Below are 18,310 nucleotides of genomic sequence, written 5' to 3'. Positions count from 1 at the left end.
TCAACTCTGAGGAGTTGAACACACAAAACAAACATTAAATTACTTTTGTTACAAGGTATTAACTAAGTAACTGAGCAAAATCATTTATATGCAAATGGAATCTGTCTGACACCTCAAAGGTGTCTTGACAGTTTAAATCTAATTCTTTTCTTAGATATGTTTTATTTTGCTCACTTAAGTACCTATACAAAATTAATAATTCATATAATTGATTAGCGAGTGATTTAGCTTCGCTGAGTACTTCATAGTTGGCTTCACCTAGCTTTGGTTAATAAATGTTGAAAGTCAGTGAAGCTAAATACAAGTAATTGTTATTTAACACATATTTAATTTTTATTGTATTATCCTGTAATTATCATATAAATCACTCGCTAATTATGTCCAACTATTTACTTAAAATATAAATAGATTTGAGCTAAAGCTAAAATAGCTCGTTTTAAACTTACCCACTTTATGAAACAGTGTTCTAAGTTACTAAAAAAAGCCTTTGTAAATCCATACAAAGGCTTTTGAGAATATAATTTATGAATAGTAAAACTATCTTTTTTTATTTCCTCCAGTAAAAATTCCGATTATAAAAAGTAAGACTATTGCACCTACTGTTGAAGTAATAAGACTTCCTACAAATCCTGCTTCTACCATAATATTGAGTTTTGTAAAAAGCCACCCTCCAATAGAAGCTCCTATAATTCCGACAATCAGATTGACAATCAAACCTAAGCCCTTTCCACGCATGAGTTTACCAGCAATAAAGCCAGCCAAAATACCGATAATAATTGACCAAAGAAGTCCCATAATTTAAAAAATTTGAAGTATAAAAATAAGTAAAATGTTAGTTGAAGTAATGACTGTATAAAATATTGAACGTAAAAAAATCAATTAAGATTAATTTAAAAAATAATTTAATAAAAATTAGCTCAAAATGAATATTCTTGTTTTTGTTTTTCAAAAATTAGCTTAATTTATTCTATCTTAGATTTTAGTATTAGTTTTAGATTCAATTTTATAGAAACAAAATGAGCGAACAAGCAGGACAACCACGTAAAGATTTAAGCTCTGCACCCCATTCTATTTCAGGCGAAAGACAAGCAGAACAAAGAAAAAAAGTGCGTTTTCAAGATGATCATTTTAGTCGCTTTCATGGCTACAACGAACAGTTTATCTCTAAATATAAAGAAGAACAATCAACAAAAATTTCACTAGGAATTTGGATACGAGTGGCTCTTTTTGTAATTGTCTTGCTTATATTAGTTTTTAATCTTTTTGGCAATACTGTTTTTGCTCAAAATAATATAGATAATAACACCACTGCACAAGACACAACAATTAGCAATGCTCCTCCAATAAATAAACCATTAGATTTTGAAGTTCCGAAAAGATATAGTTCAGAGAAAGCTGATTTTGACCTTTTAGTACAAGAACTTTTTCCAGTTCCAGAAGATGATCTAGATTATAGTGATTTATACGAATCATTATTTCAATTTTTTATTCAGCCTTTGGATTTGAACCAAGCCACCCGAAATGATTTGATAAGTACATTTTTACTTTCTGAACGACAAATTGAAGATTTTTTGAAGCACAGAGAAAATTATGGAAAACTGCTCAGCATTTATGAAATTCAGTCTATTCCATCGTGGGATGCCAATACTATCGAAAGAGTTTTGCCATTTATTACTATTACAGAAAGCACCATCCAGCAAGATACACGAAGTCTTTTTGATCGAATTTTGGCAGAAAAAAACAAAACTCTCTTGGTTCGTTATAGCCGTACTTTAGAAACTCAACGAGGTTATACTAGTGATACAACAGGCGCAACTCGTTATTTGGGTTCACCAGACAGAATTTATACACGTATGCGTATTTCGCATCTCAATGACTTTAGTATCGGTTTTACACTTGAAAAAGATGCAGGTGAACAGTTTATTTGGGATTCAAAAACAAATAGATATGGTTTTGATTTTCTTTCAGCGCATGCTGTTTTGTATAATCAAGGAAAATTTAAAGCGATTGCAATAGGCGATTATCAACTTCAATTTGGACAAGGATTAATTATGGGAGCAGGTTTTGCAGCAGGAAAAGGCTCTGAAACTATCAATACAGTTCGTAGAAGTACACAAGGAATTAGACCATACACATCCGTTTTAGAAACAGCTTTTCAACGTGGAGCAGCAGCAACTTATTCTAACGGACAATTTGACTTTACAGGATATTATTCAAGAGTAGGAGAAGATGGAGGAGCTTCAAGTGCCGTTATTGCAGATTCACTCAATCAAGGACAAGAAGGGGATTTTATAAGCTCCCTTATTGCCACAGGTTTTCACAGAACACCTAACGAAATAGCAAAAAAAGATAACTTTATTCGTCAGGATGCAGGAGGAAATATTACTTATAGAGACAAACAAAATAACTTAGAATTAGGAGCTACTTTAGCATATACTTCTTATGACAAAACATTGCAGCGAACAGATAGAGTCTATAATCGCTTCGAATTTAATGGAAAAGACAATTATAATTTTGGTATAAACTATTCGTATGCATGGCGAAACATGAGTTTTTTTGGAGAGGCTGCACGCTCAAAAAGTGGGGGAATGGGACTTATTTCAGGTGTAATCTTGTCGCTTGCTCGTCCTTTAGAAATGTCTATGTTGTTTCGTAAATATGATAGAGATTTTCATACTTTTTATGGAGCAGCTTTTGGAGAAGGGTCTCGTCCGATAAACGAACAAGGATTTTATTGGGGAATGAAATATTCACCTTCCAAAAAATGGCAACTTGCAGCCTATTACGACCGTTTTCGCTTTCCTTGGATGCGTTTTTTGGTAGATGCACCTTCAGGTGGACACGAATATTTGGCTCGTCTTACTTACCGTCCTTCTCGTTCAATTCAGATTTATGGACAGTTTAGACAAGAAGTAAGAGAGAAAAATTATAGCAATGATGATGATACAAATCCTTCAAATTTTAATAGAATTACACCTTATACACGAAGAAACTATCAATTAAATTGCGATTATAAAGCAGAGGAAATAGTTTCTCTACGTGCCAAAGTTCAGTTCAGTTCCTATGAACATGAAGCAGCACCAACACAAGGTTATGTAGTGGTGCAGGATGTAAACTTAGATTTTGGAAAAATTCGTTTTTCTACTCGTTTTGCTCTTTTTGATACCGATGATTATGAAAACCGTCAGTATGTATATGAAAAAGATGTTTTATATTATTTCTTTATTCCTGCTTATTATGGACGTGGTTTTCGCAATTTTTATATGATTCAATTCAAGGCAGGAAAGAAAATTGATATTTGGGCAAAGTGGGCATACACAAAATATAGAAATCAAGAAAGTATTGGCTCTGGATTAGAGCGAATTGATGGAGATTTGAGAAATGATATTCGTATTCAAATGAGAGTGAAGTTTTGATAAATTCAGACAAATAAACTAACTCATTTTTATAAAAAAATATTTTATGAATTTTAAAAACAAAAATAATAAAAAAAATTACGTAATTTGTATGTCTGTATTTTCTATCAACTCGTTTTTAATAGAATGATTATGATAAAATAGTAAGACTAATTTATCTTTCTAGCTAGAAAAGTAAATTTAAAACCTACTTGATAAAAATTTAAATAGTAGAGAAATTAGTACGTTGTAACATAAATTTGTTTGTATTTTACTATCGTCAGTGGGGACACCGACAATGGCAGAATTATAAATTGAATATAAATTGAACAGGGTTTTAACCCAGTTTTACATACAAAGAAATGCAAAGTAATTTATGTTACACGGTATTAGAGTAAAAAATTTTAGATAGAATTTAGAATTTTAGTAGAACAGGCACTCTTTAAACATGGAAAGACCAGAATTCAATCCACTTTCAACAAACCCAAACACATCAAATACTAGTCAAACTGCTTGGCTGGCTCATTTGCCTGTGCTAGTTTGGCAAACTAATGCTGAACTTGTAGTAGAAAACATTATTGGTGCTTTGCTAAACGAATTTGAGATAGATACTTCCCAAATTATTCAAAAAACTGTTTGGGAGTTAGAAGAAAAAGACAACCAATGGATTTTTTCGGCTCAATCTCATGCAGATGTTCTTTTAGGAGATGATTTTTATTCTATTGTTAATTATAATAATCATTTTTATCGTCTTCAAATTACAGCTCTAAAAGAAGGAAATAAATTGGTAGGAACAGCAGGAATGCTAACACAAATTAATTTAGGACAACCTCATGAAAAAGCCATTGATTCTAGCTCTGACTCTACTAACGATGCTTTGATTTACAAATGTGCTGAGTTATTGCCTTCCCCTACTCTTATTTTTTCAGCAATTGATAATAAAATACAAGTAGCAAATGAGCCTTTTTTAAAATCTTTTAAATATGATAAAGAAAAGATTTTAAACAACTCTATTAATATCCTTATCAGTAATATTGATTTATCTCAAATTCGTAGCCGTACACGTAGAAGAGGAATAGTAAGAACTTTTGAGATAAAAATGAGAAGGAAAGAAAAAGGTAAATTCTTTTGGGTCAAAATGGCTGTTCAGATGATGCAAATTGCTGATAAGAAACATTTTTTACTTCAATTTGCAGATATTACAAAAAGCCGTCAGAATGAAGATAAATGGCGTTCACTTATTAAGTTCGCACCAGATTATGTCTTACATGTAGATTTGGATGGCAACATTCAATATATCAATCGTACTCCGAACCAAACCTCAATTTCAGAAATGATGGGCAGAAATGTCTATGACCTCATTACGACCAATGAAAGAGAAAAATTGAGAGAAATATTCAAATATGTTTTTGAAAGCAAAGATATAGGACGTTTTGAGAGCCTTTTTTACAATTATGTTACCAAATCTCGCACTACATGGCTTAGTATAAGAATTGCTCCTATGGTAACCGATGATGAAGTTACTGGATTTGCTCTCATTGCATCAGATATTACAAAAGCAAAACAAAATCAAGAACAACTTAGTCAGAGTGAATCTAAAAATAAAGCCTTATTAGATACCATTCCAGACCAAATGTTTTTACTTGCCGAAGATGGAACTATTCTAGACTATAAAGCTGATCAACAAGATTATTACAAACTTGAAAATCCTATTGACAAAAAAATAGGAGATGTATTTTTATTGATGGTTTCTGATAAAGTTGAACAGACAATTCAAAAAACTTTATTGACACAAAAACCACAATCAATACAGTATAATCATCTAACAAATAACAATGAGTTACTTCATTTGGAAGCTCGCATGAACCTTAGTACACAAGGTGAGGTACTCATGATTGTAAGAAATATTACAGAGCAAAAACGAAATGAAGAAGCTGTTGTAAAGAATAAGCAAGAATACAAACAATTACTCAATAATATTGATGAGATTGTGTATGCTGTTGGAATAAATCCAAATACAGGTACTTATCAACTTACTTTTGTGAGTGAACACTTACAATCTGTTCTCAACTATCCCCTTGATTTTTTTGATAAAGGTTTTATTCCTTGGATGCGTGTTATACATCCAGAAGACAGAAGAAAAGTCTTAGAAACTATGCAACAAGCAATTTTAAGACAAACCAAAGTTTCACGTATTTTCAGGATTTTGCATCATACAGAAAAAAAATATTTATGGCTTGAAGAACGCATTAATCCACAGGTAGATAATCTTGGTAATTTAATTGGTTTTTTAGGAGTAGCTAGAGATATAACTCATGAAAAAATTGCAAAAGAAGAAAATCAAAGACTTATTTCTCTTATTGGAAGTAGCCATGAGTTTATTGGTCTGACTGACAAAGACGGAATTATAAAATTTATAAATGAAGCTGGCAAAAATCTTTTAGGGATTGAAGATAAAGCTATTATAAAAAATCAACAAGAAGATAAAGCAATAGGAAAAAGCATTTTAGATTATTTTACTCGTTCCTCACAGGAAAAAGTCCGAATGGAAGTATTTCAGTTTCCTAGACATGAGTCTTGGGAAACCGAACTCCGAATTATTAACAGACGAAAATACATGCCCTTAGATGTTGCCGTTTCTTTCTTTCCCATTAAACTCAATGAAACCCATGAAGCTACTTCTATTGCTGTGGTGATGCGTGATATTAGTGAGCGTAAACGTTCGGAAAGAAAAATAAAACAAAGTGAACAAAAATACAGAACTCTCATCGATACAATGCGTGAGGGGATTATTGTCTTAAATAGTAAAGATGAAATAGTATATGTAAACGAACGAGTTTTGGAGCTTTTAGGTCATGTACAGGGAGAACTTGTAGGAAAAACAATTGACAAACTTCTTTTCTCAAAAGAGATAGATGAAGAATCACATATTGCAATTCAAAATCGTATAAAAATAAAACCAGAGCAGTATGAACTTCAATTGCGTAGGAAATCAGGAGATAGTCTGTGGGCTTGGATAAGTAGTAACCCAATAAAAGCAGATATAGAATCTTTAGGAACTATTTTGGCTGTTGCAGATGTAAATTCCCTTAAAATTGCTCAAAATGAAATTGTTTCAGTCAATAAGGAAATGGAACAACTACTTTATCGTGCTTCTCATGACTTAAAAGGTCCTATAAGCTCAGTAGAGGGCGTTCTAAATCTTTTTAGAATAGAGAAAAAGCAAGATCCAACTGTTCAACAATATACAAATATGATAGAGACATCTGTCAAAAAATTAAGTGAACTGATTAAAGATCTAACTAAAGTTTCTTCTATCAAACAAGGAAAATTGAATGTAAAAGCCATTGATTTTGAACAACTTATCCACAGCATTACATCCACTTTTTCTTTTTATGAAAATTATCAAAATATTGATTTTAGAATACATGTAAATTGTAAAAAAGAATTTTATACTGATGAGAGTCTACTTTATACTATCATCCAGAATTTTGTAGAAAATGGCATCAAATATTCAAAACGATCTTTCGATAATTCATTAGTACAGATTACAGTAAAAGATACAGCAAAAGGAATTGAAATGGAATTTTTGGATAATGGAATTGGAATTCCAGAAAAGTATCAATCCACTATTTTTGATATGTTTATTCGTGCCAGCGATCAAGCAAAAGGAAGTGGACTTGGTTTATATATTGTTCATAATGCTATCAAAAAACTACAAGGAACAATTAGATTGGAAAGTGAAGAATATGCAGGTTCTATTTTTACAGTGCGATTACCTTCCATTGATTTATAAAATTAAAACAAAAAAAAATTGTTAGATAAAAGTAATATTATTCAAGATAAAATTAATTTTATGACTAACAATTTTTTATGTATATGTATTTGTCGGGATAGCAGGATTCGAACCTGCGACCTCCACTTCCCAAAAGTGGCGCGATGACCGGACTACGCTACATCCCGATTTATATGTATTACAAGTTAAATTATGTAACTTATTGTCTACTTCAAATGAGTTTCATTCTACTCTTTTTATATTATCTCATATTATAATGAGGTGTCTAAAAAATAGAAATCCAAAGGTAAGTGTTTTAAAATCTAAAAGCAAATAAATCTATAAAAATAAGCTGAATTATTTTTTATTTGTTAATCTCTAATCTCTATAAAAATGCAAAAGACTCCTTTTGGCACTCCTTAAAATGGGAATACAAAGGTAGGTACTTAAATATTAAAAAGCAAATAAATCTATAAAAAACAACAAAGAAATTATTTAAGAATAGGTTTGAGTGTATTTGTTGGTGTCGCTTCATTAAAACACTAACAACGGCATTGAATAAAAGAGATAAAAATGCTACTTTTTCTTTGATTTTTTAGATATAAATTTTTCTAAATTTAAAAAAAACAGCTAATTCGAACATGTCAAGTAGTGGTAGAAACTATCTTTTGCGTCTAATTAATAAATCCTAAATTCAAAAAATCTAAATTAACTTTCAATTTATTTTGAAAATAAACTTAAAATACCTTTTTTTTGTATAAATTTATAGAATATGACTAAAATCATAATTTGTTTTTCAATTTAAGGCTAAATTTGTGTACTTTATATAATTAATTTAGACCAAATAAAAATTACACTCTTCTCAATATAACAATTAGGATAAACAGCTTGTAAAACAATTAATACAAACTCACCTTACAGATAATCCTCATCTCCCTATTTATGGAAAACCTAATAACTGAAAAAGCTATTCAAAAAACAGCTGATAACAGACAGTCAAAAAATACATTTAAAGAAAAACCTCTCGCAACAAAAAAACCACCTCGCTTCGACAATCAAGAACAAAGAGATTTTTCTAAGACACTCAACATGAGAGTAAACAGTTATTTTAAAGACAATAATATTTCACGTAATGCCAATACAAAAATGGTCTTGAAAAGCCTTTTTCATGCTACACTTTGGATTGGTTCGTATTGTATGCTTATTTTTGGTGGATTTAGTGTAGAAATCAATTACTTGCTTTGGGCAATTCTTGGTTTTTCTATTGCTATGGTTTCTGTAAATATTGCACACGACGCTATTCATGGAGCGTATTCAAAACACAAGTGGGTAAATGATTTGCTTTCTCACACTTTTAATTTCAATGGTGCTAGTGCTTATATGTGGAATAGAATGCACAATCAGGCTCACCACACTTATACAAATATAGACGGACATGACGAAGACATTGCGCCTGTTCCGATAGTTCGTCTTTCTTCTGAAGCTCCTTTATGGTCTATTCATCGTTACCAACACATTTATTCGTTTGCCTTATACTGCTTAAGTACACTTTCTTGGGTTTTAATGAAAGATTATAAGAAGTTTTTTGCTAATGAAGTTGGAAATTATACAGGAGCAAAACATCCTAAGAAAGAATATTTTTTATTATTCTTCTATAAATTTATCAATTACACTCTTTTTATTATTATTCCTCTTATTATGTTGCCTCACGGTTGGGTAAATACAGTTTTGGGATTTTTATTGATGCACGCAGTAAGTGGTTTTTTCTTAGCAGTTATTTTTATGTTGGCTCATGTTGTAGAAGAAGCACATTTCTTTTTACCTAATGAAGAAGGAAATATGGAGAATTCTTGGGCAGTTCATCAACTTTACACAACTGCTAATTTTTCAGAAAAAAGTGAGTTTATGGCATTTATTACAGGTGGACTTAATCAACAAGTAGAACACCATTTGTTTCCAAATATATGTAGCATTCATTATCCTGCTCTTTCAAAGATTGTAAAGCAAACAGCAGCAGAATACGGACATCCTTATTTGACAGCAGATTTCCCAACAGCAGTAGCTTCTCATGTTCGTTTCTTAAAGAAAATGGGTAGAGAAGAAAGACCTATAATGCACTAAATAGAAATGATAAATTATTAGTTGTAAATGGTAAATGAATACAAACAACTTATTATCAATTTTTTATAAAAATATAAATCTGCCTTTTTAGCATTTTAGCTTAGCAAAAACAGCAGAAATGAAATTTCAAGAAAAAATAGAGGGATTTGATAAATCAAGTCCCTTTTTTTATGGATTATTTTCAAATTTTCAAAACTTTTTGAAAGTTTTGAAAGTATAAGATAATGTAAACGTTTTATTTATGGCAAATTCCTTAAATTAAGGATATTAGTAGTAAATTTGTCAAAACATATCTTTTCTATTTAAGTTAGTAAGCAGTATTTTGAATTTATTGCAAATATTTCTTACTACTTAATTGACTGTCTTTACCTTGATAATTTGATTTTCTAAGCTCATAAAGACAGCTTTATTTTAATAAAAAAACAAGTATGGAATTAATTTCAGGTTTTTCAAAACTCTCCAAAGAAGAAAAAATTAAATGGATTGCAGAACAGTTAGGGCAGTCATCTGATGAATTACTAGACCAATTTAGTAGTTTTTGGCACAACGACCCACACCAGCAAAAAGTTTTTGATGAATTTAGCGAAAATACACTAACCAATTACTACATGCCTTTTGGTGTAGTTCCAAATGTTATTTTGAATGGTGAAACGTTTGCTGTTCCAATGACGATTGAGGAGAGTTCGGTAGTGGCAGCAGCTTCAAAGGCAGCCAAGTTTTGGCAATCAAGAGGAGGGTTTCACTCTGAAATTATTTCTACAAAAAAAATAGGACAAGTTCATTTTCTTTGGAAAGGCGATTACAATAAAATGTATTGCGTTTTTGATGAGGCCAAAGAACAAATGCTAAAAGATACAGCCGATATTACCAAAAACATGCGCCAGCGTGGAGGAGGGATTTTGGATATTGAGCTTTTGGATATGCGTCATTTGGATGATAATTACTATCAAATCAAGGCTACTTTTGATACTTGTGATTCGATGGGCGCAAATTTCATTAATTCTTGTTTAGAACAATTTGCCAAAACGCTTCAAAACTGGGTTGCTTCAAAAGAAATGTTTACCGACGCAGAAAGAGACGCTACAATAATTATGTGTATTCTTTCTAATTATACCCCTGAATGTTTGGTCAAAACATGGGTAGAATGTCCAATTGAAAAATTGGGAGGAGCTGATGGACTCATTGATGGATTAGATCCAAACACATTTGCTTTTAAGTTTCATAAAGCAATTGAAATAGCTAAAAATGATGTTTATCGTGCCACAACACATAATAAAGGAATTTTTAATGGTATTGATGCCGTAGTTTTGGCAACTGGAAACGATTTTAGAGCTGTCGAAGCCTGTGGACATACGTATGCTTCTCGTTCTGGACAGTATAGAAGTTTGTCGGATTGTAGTATAGAAAATGGCGTTTTTAAGTTTTGGTTAGAGATGCCGATTGCTGTCGGAACTGTCGGAGGACTTACTTCACTTCATCCACTTTCAAAACGCTCATTAGAAATGCTTGGTAATCCCTCAGCACCAAAACTCATGCAAATTATTTCAACTTTGGGCTTGGCTCAAAACTTTGGTGCAATAAAATCACTTACAACAACAGGAATTCAGAAAGGACACATGAAAATGCACCTTTTGAATATCTTGCGTAACTTTGAAGCAACAGAAAAAGAAGTAAAACAAGCAGTTGAGTATTTCAAAAACAATACAGTTTCTTTTAATGCTGTAAGAGAATTTTTGGCAACTGTAAGAACACATGTCTAAAATAAAAACCCTAAAAGTCTTATTTATTAGATTTTTAGGGTTCAATCAGATAAACAACACACAAAATATTTCAATAAAATTGAACAACTTTTTTACTCTTCCAAAATCCCTTTTTAATTTATGAATCGTTTTCACGGAAATGGAAAACTGCTCCTCAGTGGGGAGTATTATGTGCTTGATGGTGCGATTGCACTTGCCGTTCCTACCCAAAAAGGACAGTTATTACAAGTGACTTATGCTCCTTCAGAACATCGTGTGTTGCATTGGAAAAGTTATGATAGTAATGGGCAAATTTGGTTTGAGGCTCGTTTTGATATCGAAACTTTTGAAGCCTTAGAAGGATATGTTTCTCAAAAATCAATGGTTTTACAGAAAATTTTGCAAACGACACGCAAAATTTCAAAGAATTTTTTAGTAGGAAAAGAATCTGTTTTAGTAGAAACTTTTTTAGAATTTCCTCGTCTTTGGGGATTGGGAAGTAGCTCAACGCTTATTCATACCATTGCAAAATGGGCAGGAATAAATGCTTTTGATTTACTTGCCAAAACTATGGGAGGTTCGGGTTACGATGTGGCTTGTGCCGAATCTGAAACGCCTATTTTGTACGAAAGACACGACGGAATTCCACGTACTATTCCAGTTGATTTTAATCCTCCTTTCAAAAATCAAATTTATTTTGTCTATTTAGGTAAAAAACAAAATTCGGCAGAAGGAATTTCGTATTACGAAAAACTCAAAAATATAAAAAGTAAGAAAGACAAATTAGTAAAAGAACTTTCAGGTATTACACACAAAATCGTAACAGCCACAAAACTAGAAGAATTTGAAAAGCTAATTGCCAAGCACGAAGAAATTATTGCTAATAATATGGCAATGGAAAGAGTAAAACAAACTTATTTTTCTGATTACTGGGGCGAAGTAAAATCTCTCGGTGCGTGGGGAGGAGATTTTGTTTTGGTTACAAGCCAAAAATCAAAAGAAGAAACACAAGCCTATTTCTTAGAAAAAGGAATGGATACTTTTCTTACTTATGATGAAATGGTGAAGGGATAGTTATATTACTTCATAATTGAATTTCGGAAACAGTTTGTAAAACAGATTTGTATTTAACCCTAAGGACTCCAATGTTCTTAGGGTTTCGAAAATACTTTTAAATGAGCATAAGTATTTTTTTATTGAATTTTATTACTTTCAATATCAAAATATAAAATGTAATTTTGTAGTCTTATTACAATTATAATCAAACTTATAAGATGAATTCAAAATTACTCCAACATAGTAAAGTACACATATTCTTACTTACATTTTTATTCTTATTTTTATTCCTTTCTTTATCATTTGGGCAAACTCGTCCTCCAATAGCAACTTATTCAGATGTATATTGTGAAGGTAGTCCAATTGTTGTTTCAGCTAGTTCACCTACTTTTGGATCTAGTATTGAATGGTATATATATTCAGATATACGATCGCACTCACCGTTTGCCACATCAAAAGATGGTGCTGATTTGATTTTAGATAATAAAATTCCATTACCTGTCGGTACAACAAAAATATATGCAGTAGCTATATCTAATGGAAATAGAAGTGAAGGAGTAGAAGTTCCAATAAATGTGCGTTCTGCTGCTGTTGTTTTGGGAATAGGCTCAGACAAATGTATGCTTTATAGAGGAGATAACGTAAATTTATTTCCAATTTTGTCTGTTGATAAAGCAGAATATACCTACGAGTGGAGAAAAATACAAAATAAATTACTTGATACTATAGCATCTCCAAGTATAATCAGTACAGAAAAAATATTTTCCAAAGCTTCATTACAAGAAGCAGATGCAGGAATATATGAACTAACAGTATGGAACGAAAACAAAACCTGTGCTACTGTTTCCACAATACATTTAGTTATTAGAGATGTCTGTATGCCTTCTTATCCTATTGAAAATTTAGGACTTGATCTTAGTCAGGGTCGTACTTATGTTTATATAAAACCTGGTCGTGGAAGATATTATATTTCTACTGATGAGAGTGGAGTTTTTAATTTTCGTTTAGAAGAAAGATATAGAAATAAAGATTTAGATGTAACTGTTTTTTTGGAAGATGGCTGTCAAGTTGGAAAAACAACATTAAGACAAAGTATCGGAACAAGTTGGTACAGTTTGAATTTTAATCCAATATGTACTCCCAATAAGAAGTACCTTATGAAAATGACTTCAAGTACAGGTGATACGTATGAAGTGCCTATAAAATTTAATATCTCTGAACTTAAAAACAGAATCTATATAAATTCTGACTCTTATTGTCCTAACCTTGAAATCTACCTTTCTTCTAGTAATGATGGAGGCGTTGTGAATAGTAGCATGACTTGGTACAAGACAACAACAAATTCAAAAACAGACTTACCAAATGAATCAACTGATTGGGAGGTAATGAAAGTTTATAAGAGCAAAAAAACTATGATAGGTGGATCTTACTTAACATATAGCTCTAGTGAGGAGAAAGTTCAGTGGTTAAAGACACTAGTTATAGATGGAAGAGGATGTGTTGTTGAGAGTGAACCTGTATTTATTGAGAAAGAAAACGGAAATGAAAATCTATTCAGAATTCCTAATACTAGAAATTTACTTCCAAAAGCAGAATTTGTCAGTACAGACCAAGAGTCTTCTCTTTTAAAAGGCATTGAAGTCAAGCTATCTGGCTTTTCTATTAATAGCTATGACAGAACTCCTGTTGTAATTTCTATCCTTAATGCTGATGGTACAAACTCTTCCCCCAGTAGCGTAATTAAATCGTTTGAAATGGAAGCAAGTGAGTTTAGTAGTTTGTTTATTCTCAATAATGATGATATTTTTATTTTTGATGAGCCTTTGCGAGTTCCTAGACAATTTTATATAAGTATAAATGCCAATAGCAATTCTATTTATATGTCTGCAAGATGTAATATAGCTCAAAACAGAGCTTGGGAAAGAAAACTAGACGGTTCGTGGATTCCATTGTCAGCTCCTATTTCGTCTGGAGGGCTTGAGTTTGCTACTTCTTATGTAGTCAATCCAATATTTCATACTAAACCAAAAACTAATTTTGTTGCCAGTTTTGATTTGGCATATCAATATGAGGAAGTTACGTTCTTTGATATTTCTGAAGCTGACCCAGAAACATATGACTGGACATTTGCAGGAGCTAGTACCAGCACTGATTCAATAGCAAATCCTACAGCTACTTATTCCCAAAAAGGAGAATATGATGTTTCCTTGAAAACAAGCAATATATCAGGAACTGATAGTCTTTCGAAGCCAAATTATATTAAAGTTTTGGAAAATTACTCTATAAGAAAGAATACATATACACAGCTTTATGCAAAAGAGAGAGATCAAGAATATGAAGATGGACAGCAAAAGTATAAGGCAAAAGGAGAGTATTTTATAAGCAATGAAGAAGATGATTATTTGCAAGGAGTAGAAGTCAAATTATCTTATTTACGTGTTCCTAGTTATGGTAATTGGGAGAGAACACTGCCCGTATATTTGATGTCTGTTGATAGTATAGACAAAAAGCCTTATCAAATAATTGATTCGATGTCTGTGCCTTTTGATTACATCGAAAAGGCAATTGAAAATCAAGGGTTCATAAGGTTCAAATGGAAAAAAGCTATACCTCTTCCTTCTGATTTTTTTATTGTTGTTGATATAAAATATGCTACTGATTTGAAATATGCAATTCCTTATGGTAAATCAAATGAAGACTTAAATCAAGCTACAGCATGGATTCAACTCAAAGATGGCACTTGGCAACTACAAGAAATAATAAATACGTTTAGCTCTGCTTCTCATGCTATATATCCTATTACAACTCGTCATAAAATACTCTCTTCAGAAGAGAATAATCTATTTTCTTATTCAATAGAGTTATTTCCTAATCCAGCTTCTGATTTTATAGAAATAAAATCTTCTGAAATCTCATTAAACAAATACTCTATTGTTAATACCTTGGGAGTAACTATTAAAGATGGCAATTTATCAGAGCAAAATACTATTGATATAAGTAAATTTAATAAAGGTCTGTATTTTATTCGTTTTATGACAAACAAAGGAATAATTACAAAACGATTTATAGTAAAATAATCACTTTATTTAGAACTACAAGTAAAACTTCATTCTTTCAATTTTTTTTTGAAAGAATGGAGTTTTTTAGTTAGAAAAATAAATTAATCTTTGTACATAAAATCATAATCTTCTAATTGCTTTAATTCTTTGATTTTGCTTTTACAGTCTTTGATCTCAGTCGTCCACATATAGAGTTTTTTCAAATTAGGCATTTGAGAGAATGCTTTAGGAAATTTAGTTAGTTTATTACTTCTTATCCAAAGCTCTTCTAATTTTTGTAATCTTTTAAATTTTGAAGGTAGAGTAGAAAACTTAATATCATCTATCATAAGTGATTTAAGTTCTGTTAGTTGTATTAAAACATTAGGAAAGGTCTCTAAATATTCTCCAGAGATTCTTAACTCTTTCAATTTTTTCAACCCTCTAATTTTATACAATTCTTCTACCGAAATAGAATTTCCTTGTAAATCTAATTTCTTTAAATTTTTGAATAACTTCAATTCATTTGGTATTGTATCTAATTCTAAGCCACGCAAACTGATATTTGTTACTGTATCAGGTCTATTTTTAACGAGTTGAAAGAAATCATATACATGTTGTTCTCTCCACTTTACACTTATATCATTGTTCGCTCTTATTTTCATTTTTAGAGAGCCTTTTAGGTTTACTGTATCTCTAAAATCCCTGTCTTCTTCATAGCAAGTAAAAATCAAATCCATAAAGATATTCAAACTATCTCCTACTTTCCAGTTTTTTTTCTCTGCTACAACCCTACTGTATATGTTTTGATAATCATGGGAATAGGTACAACTGTACATGTATGCCCTGCTTAAAACGGAATCTTGTGCCATCTTAAAATCAATATTAATACCTGTCATAAAACCTTGACCAATAGAAATAAACAAAGAATCTTTCCATAAATTACATATAAAAGAACTATTTACTATTGTATCTTTTCCTTCTAACTCTCCTTTCATAAATTCCACTACCAAAGGCTCACTAAAATCATAATCAGCATCATAAATAAGCTGATGTTTTGGTTCTTCTATTTTTTCTTCTTCAATTTCTTTTTTTTGAAACAATGAGTTATCAAAAGCATAAAACAGACATGTCAGCATAGAAGCCAAAGCCACAATAAGAAACAGTATTTTTTTCATAATCTTAGAAGTTTAGTTGTGATTTCTTTTACCCATTCTCGTTGTTCCTTTAACGACCATTGTATCAATATATTTCCCATTTTCTTCTGCATAGACAAAACTCATATCAAAATAAACGTCTAAGCTATCTGAAAAATCTAGTGTTTTTGAATTGATTATAATTTTACTTTTTAGAGGTTTATAACTATGATTATATGTGCAATCAGATACTTTTGCTGTACTTTCTACATTATCTTTCGTAATTACTATTTCTACTGATGCTCCAACTATTGCATACGCTACCAATTTCAAAGAATCATTTTTATAAGTAGCATAATTTTTATTTAAGTCTGTTGTACCACGATGAAATATATTGGGCAAAATTTCTGTGATATGTTCAGCTACTAATGATGTTTCTGAAATAATTCCAGTATTATATGTTGTATCAAAAACAAGAAAATGGGTTGAATCTCCTCTCAGTCCTCTGACAAAAGATTTTGAAACGAGATAAAAAAAAGCCATAATTGAGTTTCTTACAAAATTTTTCTCACAAAATTTTCTCAATTATGGCAAAAGCAAAGTATGCTTCTAGTGGTAAAGTTACAAAATTAGTTACTGTTTTATCTTCTCATTTAACAGAGTTTCATTTTGCACGAGTTCAATTTATAGGTCTTTTTGTAATAGCTGTTATAAAAGTAGGATTAGGAGGGTTGATTCAAATTGCTACAGCTTTTGAACGGAATGTAGAATGCAGCTCCTCTTTACGTCGTATTGAACGCTTTTTAAATCACTATAACCTTGATTTTAAGGCAATTACTCGTTTAATTGTTTCTTTACAAGGTATTGATAAGTGGAAGGATATTGTTTTATGTCTTGACCGTTCCAATTGGAAAGTGGGTAAAAAAAATATAAATATTTTGTTACTTTCAGCAGCTTATAAGAATGTTTCAGTGCCTCTTATTTGGTCTGTTTTTCCAAAAAAAGGAAACTCTTCTACTGAAGAACGCATCGAATTAATAGAACGTTTTTTATCTATTTTTCCTAACCTATCTATTTCTTCTATTGTAGCAGATAGAGAGTTTGTAGGTCAAAAATGGTTTACTTATTTATCAGGAAAAAACTTTGATTTTGTAATGCGACTAAAGTCTAATTTTAAAGCGACTAGAAAAGGTAAAACAAAGTCAATTGCAGCATGGTGTAGAGGACTGGCTATTTCAGAAACGTATCATTTAGAGGGTGTTTTTATAGTCAATGGTGTAGAAGTATATTTATCTGTAAGCAGAACACAAAAAGGATATATTTATCTAGCTTCACCTGTTTTTTTAGAAAACGCTTTTGAAATTTATAAACAACGTTGGGAAATAGAAACGCTGTTTAAAGCACTAAAAACACAAGGTTTTAAGCTAGAAAATACAAAATTGACAGAACCAGAGAAAATAGCTAAATTACTTGCTCTTTGTTCTATTGCATTTGTTTGGTGTTACAAAGTAGGGGAGTGGAAACATAAAAAAACGAAAATAAGAGTCTGTTCAAATGGATATAATGAATACTCTTTTTTCCGATATGGATTACTAGAAATCAAAAAAATACTCAATAATCCAATGAGTAAAGAAACTAAATTCAATCAGAAAATTAAAGTTTTGTCAATGGAGTGAGGAATCTCCTATTCTATTTATTGCTTTCTTTTTTGTTTGATTGTAAATATTTTTATTTTGAAACAATGAACTATTAAAGGCATAAAACAAGCAAGTCAGCATAGAACCCAAAACCACGATAAGAAACAGTATTTTTTTCATACTCTTGAAAGATTAGTAGTTGTGTATATTTTTATTCTTGTTATTTCTTAAAAAATGAGACTCTCCTTTCAGAAACCCCTTCTATAATAGAAATTTTTCTTCATTTTTACTATCTTTATTCATAGCAAATTGAAAGATTTTTTTGTATAATCTCTATACCTGCTTTACGATTAATCGTCCTCTAAAAAACTCTTTTTTTACTATAAAAAAAATACCAAATTGTTTAAAAAAAC

10 protein-coding genes and 1 tRNA gene are annotated in these 18,310 nt (G+C 31.0%); 7 read left to right on the top strand and 4 right to left on the bottom strand.

All coding sequences use genetic code 11. The features are described from left to right. Positions 1-537 precede the first annotated feature (537 nt). A complete protein-coding gene (locus V9L04_RS18960) occupies positions 538-795 on the bottom strand; it encodes a GlsB/YeaQ/YmgE family stress response membrane protein (RefSeq protein WP_338791495.1) in 258 nt (85 codons plus the stop codon). A gap of 221 nt (positions 796-1,016) precedes the next feature. On the opposite strand from V9L04_RS18960, the gene V9L04_RS18955 reads away from it, so the two are divergent. Together V9L04_RS18955 and V9L04_RS18950 are read left to right on the top strand one after the other, a co-directional pair. Continuing rightward, complete coding sequence (locus tag V9L04_RS18955) at positions 1,017-3,416, top strand: hypothetical protein (RefSeq protein ID WP_338791494.1); 2,400 nt, start codon at positions 1,017-1,019, stop codon at positions 3,414-3,416. 427 nt (positions 3,417-3,843) lie between these two features. After that, positions 3,844-7,191, top strand: a complete 3,348-nt coding sequence (locus V9L04_RS18950) for a PAS domain S-box protein (protein ID WP_338791493.1) — start codon at positions 3,844-3,846, stop codon at positions 7,189-7,191. 92 nt (positions 7,192-7,283) lie between these two features. Here the strand turns inward: V9L04_RS18950 and V9L04_RS18945 are convergent. Next, positions 7,284-7,358, bottom strand: a tRNA-Pro gene (locus tag V9L04_RS18945). Positions 7,359-8,112: 754 nt separating this feature from the next. On the opposite strand from V9L04_RS18945, the gene V9L04_RS18940 reads away from it, so the two are divergent. The 4 genes from V9L04_RS18940 (at position 8,113) to V9L04_RS18925 (ending at position 15,163) form a co-directional block, all read left to right on the top strand. Then, complete coding sequence (locus V9L04_RS18940) at positions 8,113-9,291, top strand: acyl-CoA desaturase (RefSeq protein ID WP_338791492.1); 1,179 nt, start codon at positions 8,113-8,115, stop codon at positions 9,289-9,291. 428 nt (positions 9,292-9,719) lie between these two features. Beyond that, positions 9,720-11,051 (top strand): hydroxymethylglutaryl-CoA reductase, encoded by a 1,332-nt coding sequence (locus V9L04_RS18935; RefSeq protein ID WP_338791491.1) that lies wholly within the window; start codon positions 9,720-9,722, stop codon positions 11,049-11,051. Positions 11,052-11,171: 120 nt separating this feature from the next. Next, positions 11,172-12,104 (top strand): GYDIA family GHMP kinase, encoded by a 933-nt coding sequence (locus V9L04_RS18930; RefSeq protein ID WP_338791490.1) that lies wholly within the window; start codon positions 11,172-11,174, stop codon positions 12,102-12,104. A 200-nt stretch (positions 12,105-12,304) separates the two neighbouring features. After that, positions 12,305-15,163, top strand: coding sequence for a T9SS type A sorting domain-containing protein (locus tag V9L04_RS18925; protein ID WP_338791489.1), 2,859 nt, complete (start codon positions 12,305-12,307; stop codon positions 15,161-15,163). Between the two features lie 83 nt (positions 15,164-15,246). Here the strand turns inward: V9L04_RS18925 and V9L04_RS18920 are convergent, their stop codons facing one another. Further along, a complete protein-coding gene (locus V9L04_RS18920) occupies positions 15,247-16,302 on the bottom strand; it encodes a hypothetical protein (RefSeq protein ID WP_338791488.1) in 1,056 nt (351 codons plus the stop codon). 12 nt (positions 16,303-16,314) lie between these two features. Then, the gene (locus V9L04_RS18915) at positions 16,315-16,803 is read right to left on the bottom strand and encodes a hypothetical protein (protein ID WP_338791487.1); all 489 of its coding nucleotides are present in this window, start codon (positions 16,801-16,803) and stop codon (positions 16,315-16,317) included. Between the two features lie 44 nt (positions 16,804-16,847). Here V9L04_RS18915 and V9L04_RS18910 point away from each other — a divergent pair, with 44 nt between their 5' ends. Beyond that, positions 16,848-17,936 (top strand): IS4 family transposase, encoded by a 1,089-nt coding sequence (locus V9L04_RS18910; protein WP_338791486.1) that lies wholly within the window; start codon positions 16,848-16,850, stop codon positions 17,934-17,936. Positions 17,937-18,310 lie beyond the last annotated feature (374 nt).

The organism is Bernardetia sp. MNP-M8 (assembly GCF_037126285.1).
Lineage (GTDB): Bacteria > Bacteroidota > Bacteroidia > Cytophagales > Bernardetiaceae > Bernardetia.
Note: the sequence above shows the minus strand (reverse complement) of the source record. Positions and strands in the feature narration are given on the sequence as shown.

Excerpts from the sequence above, each read along its gene's own strand:
- V9L04_RS18960 (WP_338791495.1), bottom strand. The coding sequence starts at position 795 with ATGGGACTTCTTTGGTCAATTATTATCGGTATTTTGGCTGGCTTTATT.
- V9L04_RS18955 (WP_338791494.1), top strand. The coding sequence starts at position 1,017 with ATGAGCGAACAAGCAGGACAACCACGTAAAGATTTAAGCTCTGCACCC.
- V9L04_RS18950 (WP_338791493.1), top strand. The coding sequence starts at position 3,844 with ATGGAAAGACCAGAATTCAATCCACTTTCAACAAACCCAAACACATCA.
- V9L04_RS18940 (WP_338791492.1), top strand. The coding sequence starts at position 8,113 with ATGGAAAACCTAATAACTGAAAAAGCTATTCAAAAAACAGCTGATAAC.
- V9L04_RS18935 (WP_338791491.1), top strand. The coding sequence starts at position 9,720 with ATGGAATTAATTTCAGGTTTTTCAAAACTCTCCAAAGAAGAAAAAATT.
- V9L04_RS18930 (WP_338791490.1), top strand. The coding sequence starts at position 11,172 with ATGAATCGTTTTCACGGAAATGGAAAACTGCTCCTCAGTGGGGAGTAT.
- V9L04_RS18925 (WP_338791489.1), top strand. The coding sequence starts at position 12,305 with ATGAATTCAAAATTACTCCAACATAGTAAAGTACACATATTCTTACTT.
- V9L04_RS18920 (WP_338791488.1), bottom strand. The coding sequence starts at position 16,302 with ATGAAAAAAATACTGTTTCTTATTGTGGCTTTGGCTTCTATGCTGACA.
- V9L04_RS18915 (WP_338791487.1), bottom strand. The coding sequence starts at position 16,803 with ATGGCTTTTTTTTATCTCGTTTCAAAATCTTTTGTCAGAGGACTGAGA.
- V9L04_RS18910 (WP_338791486.1), top strand. The coding sequence starts at position 16,848 with ATGGCAAAAGCAAAGTATGCTTCTAGTGGTAAAGTTACAAAATTAGTT.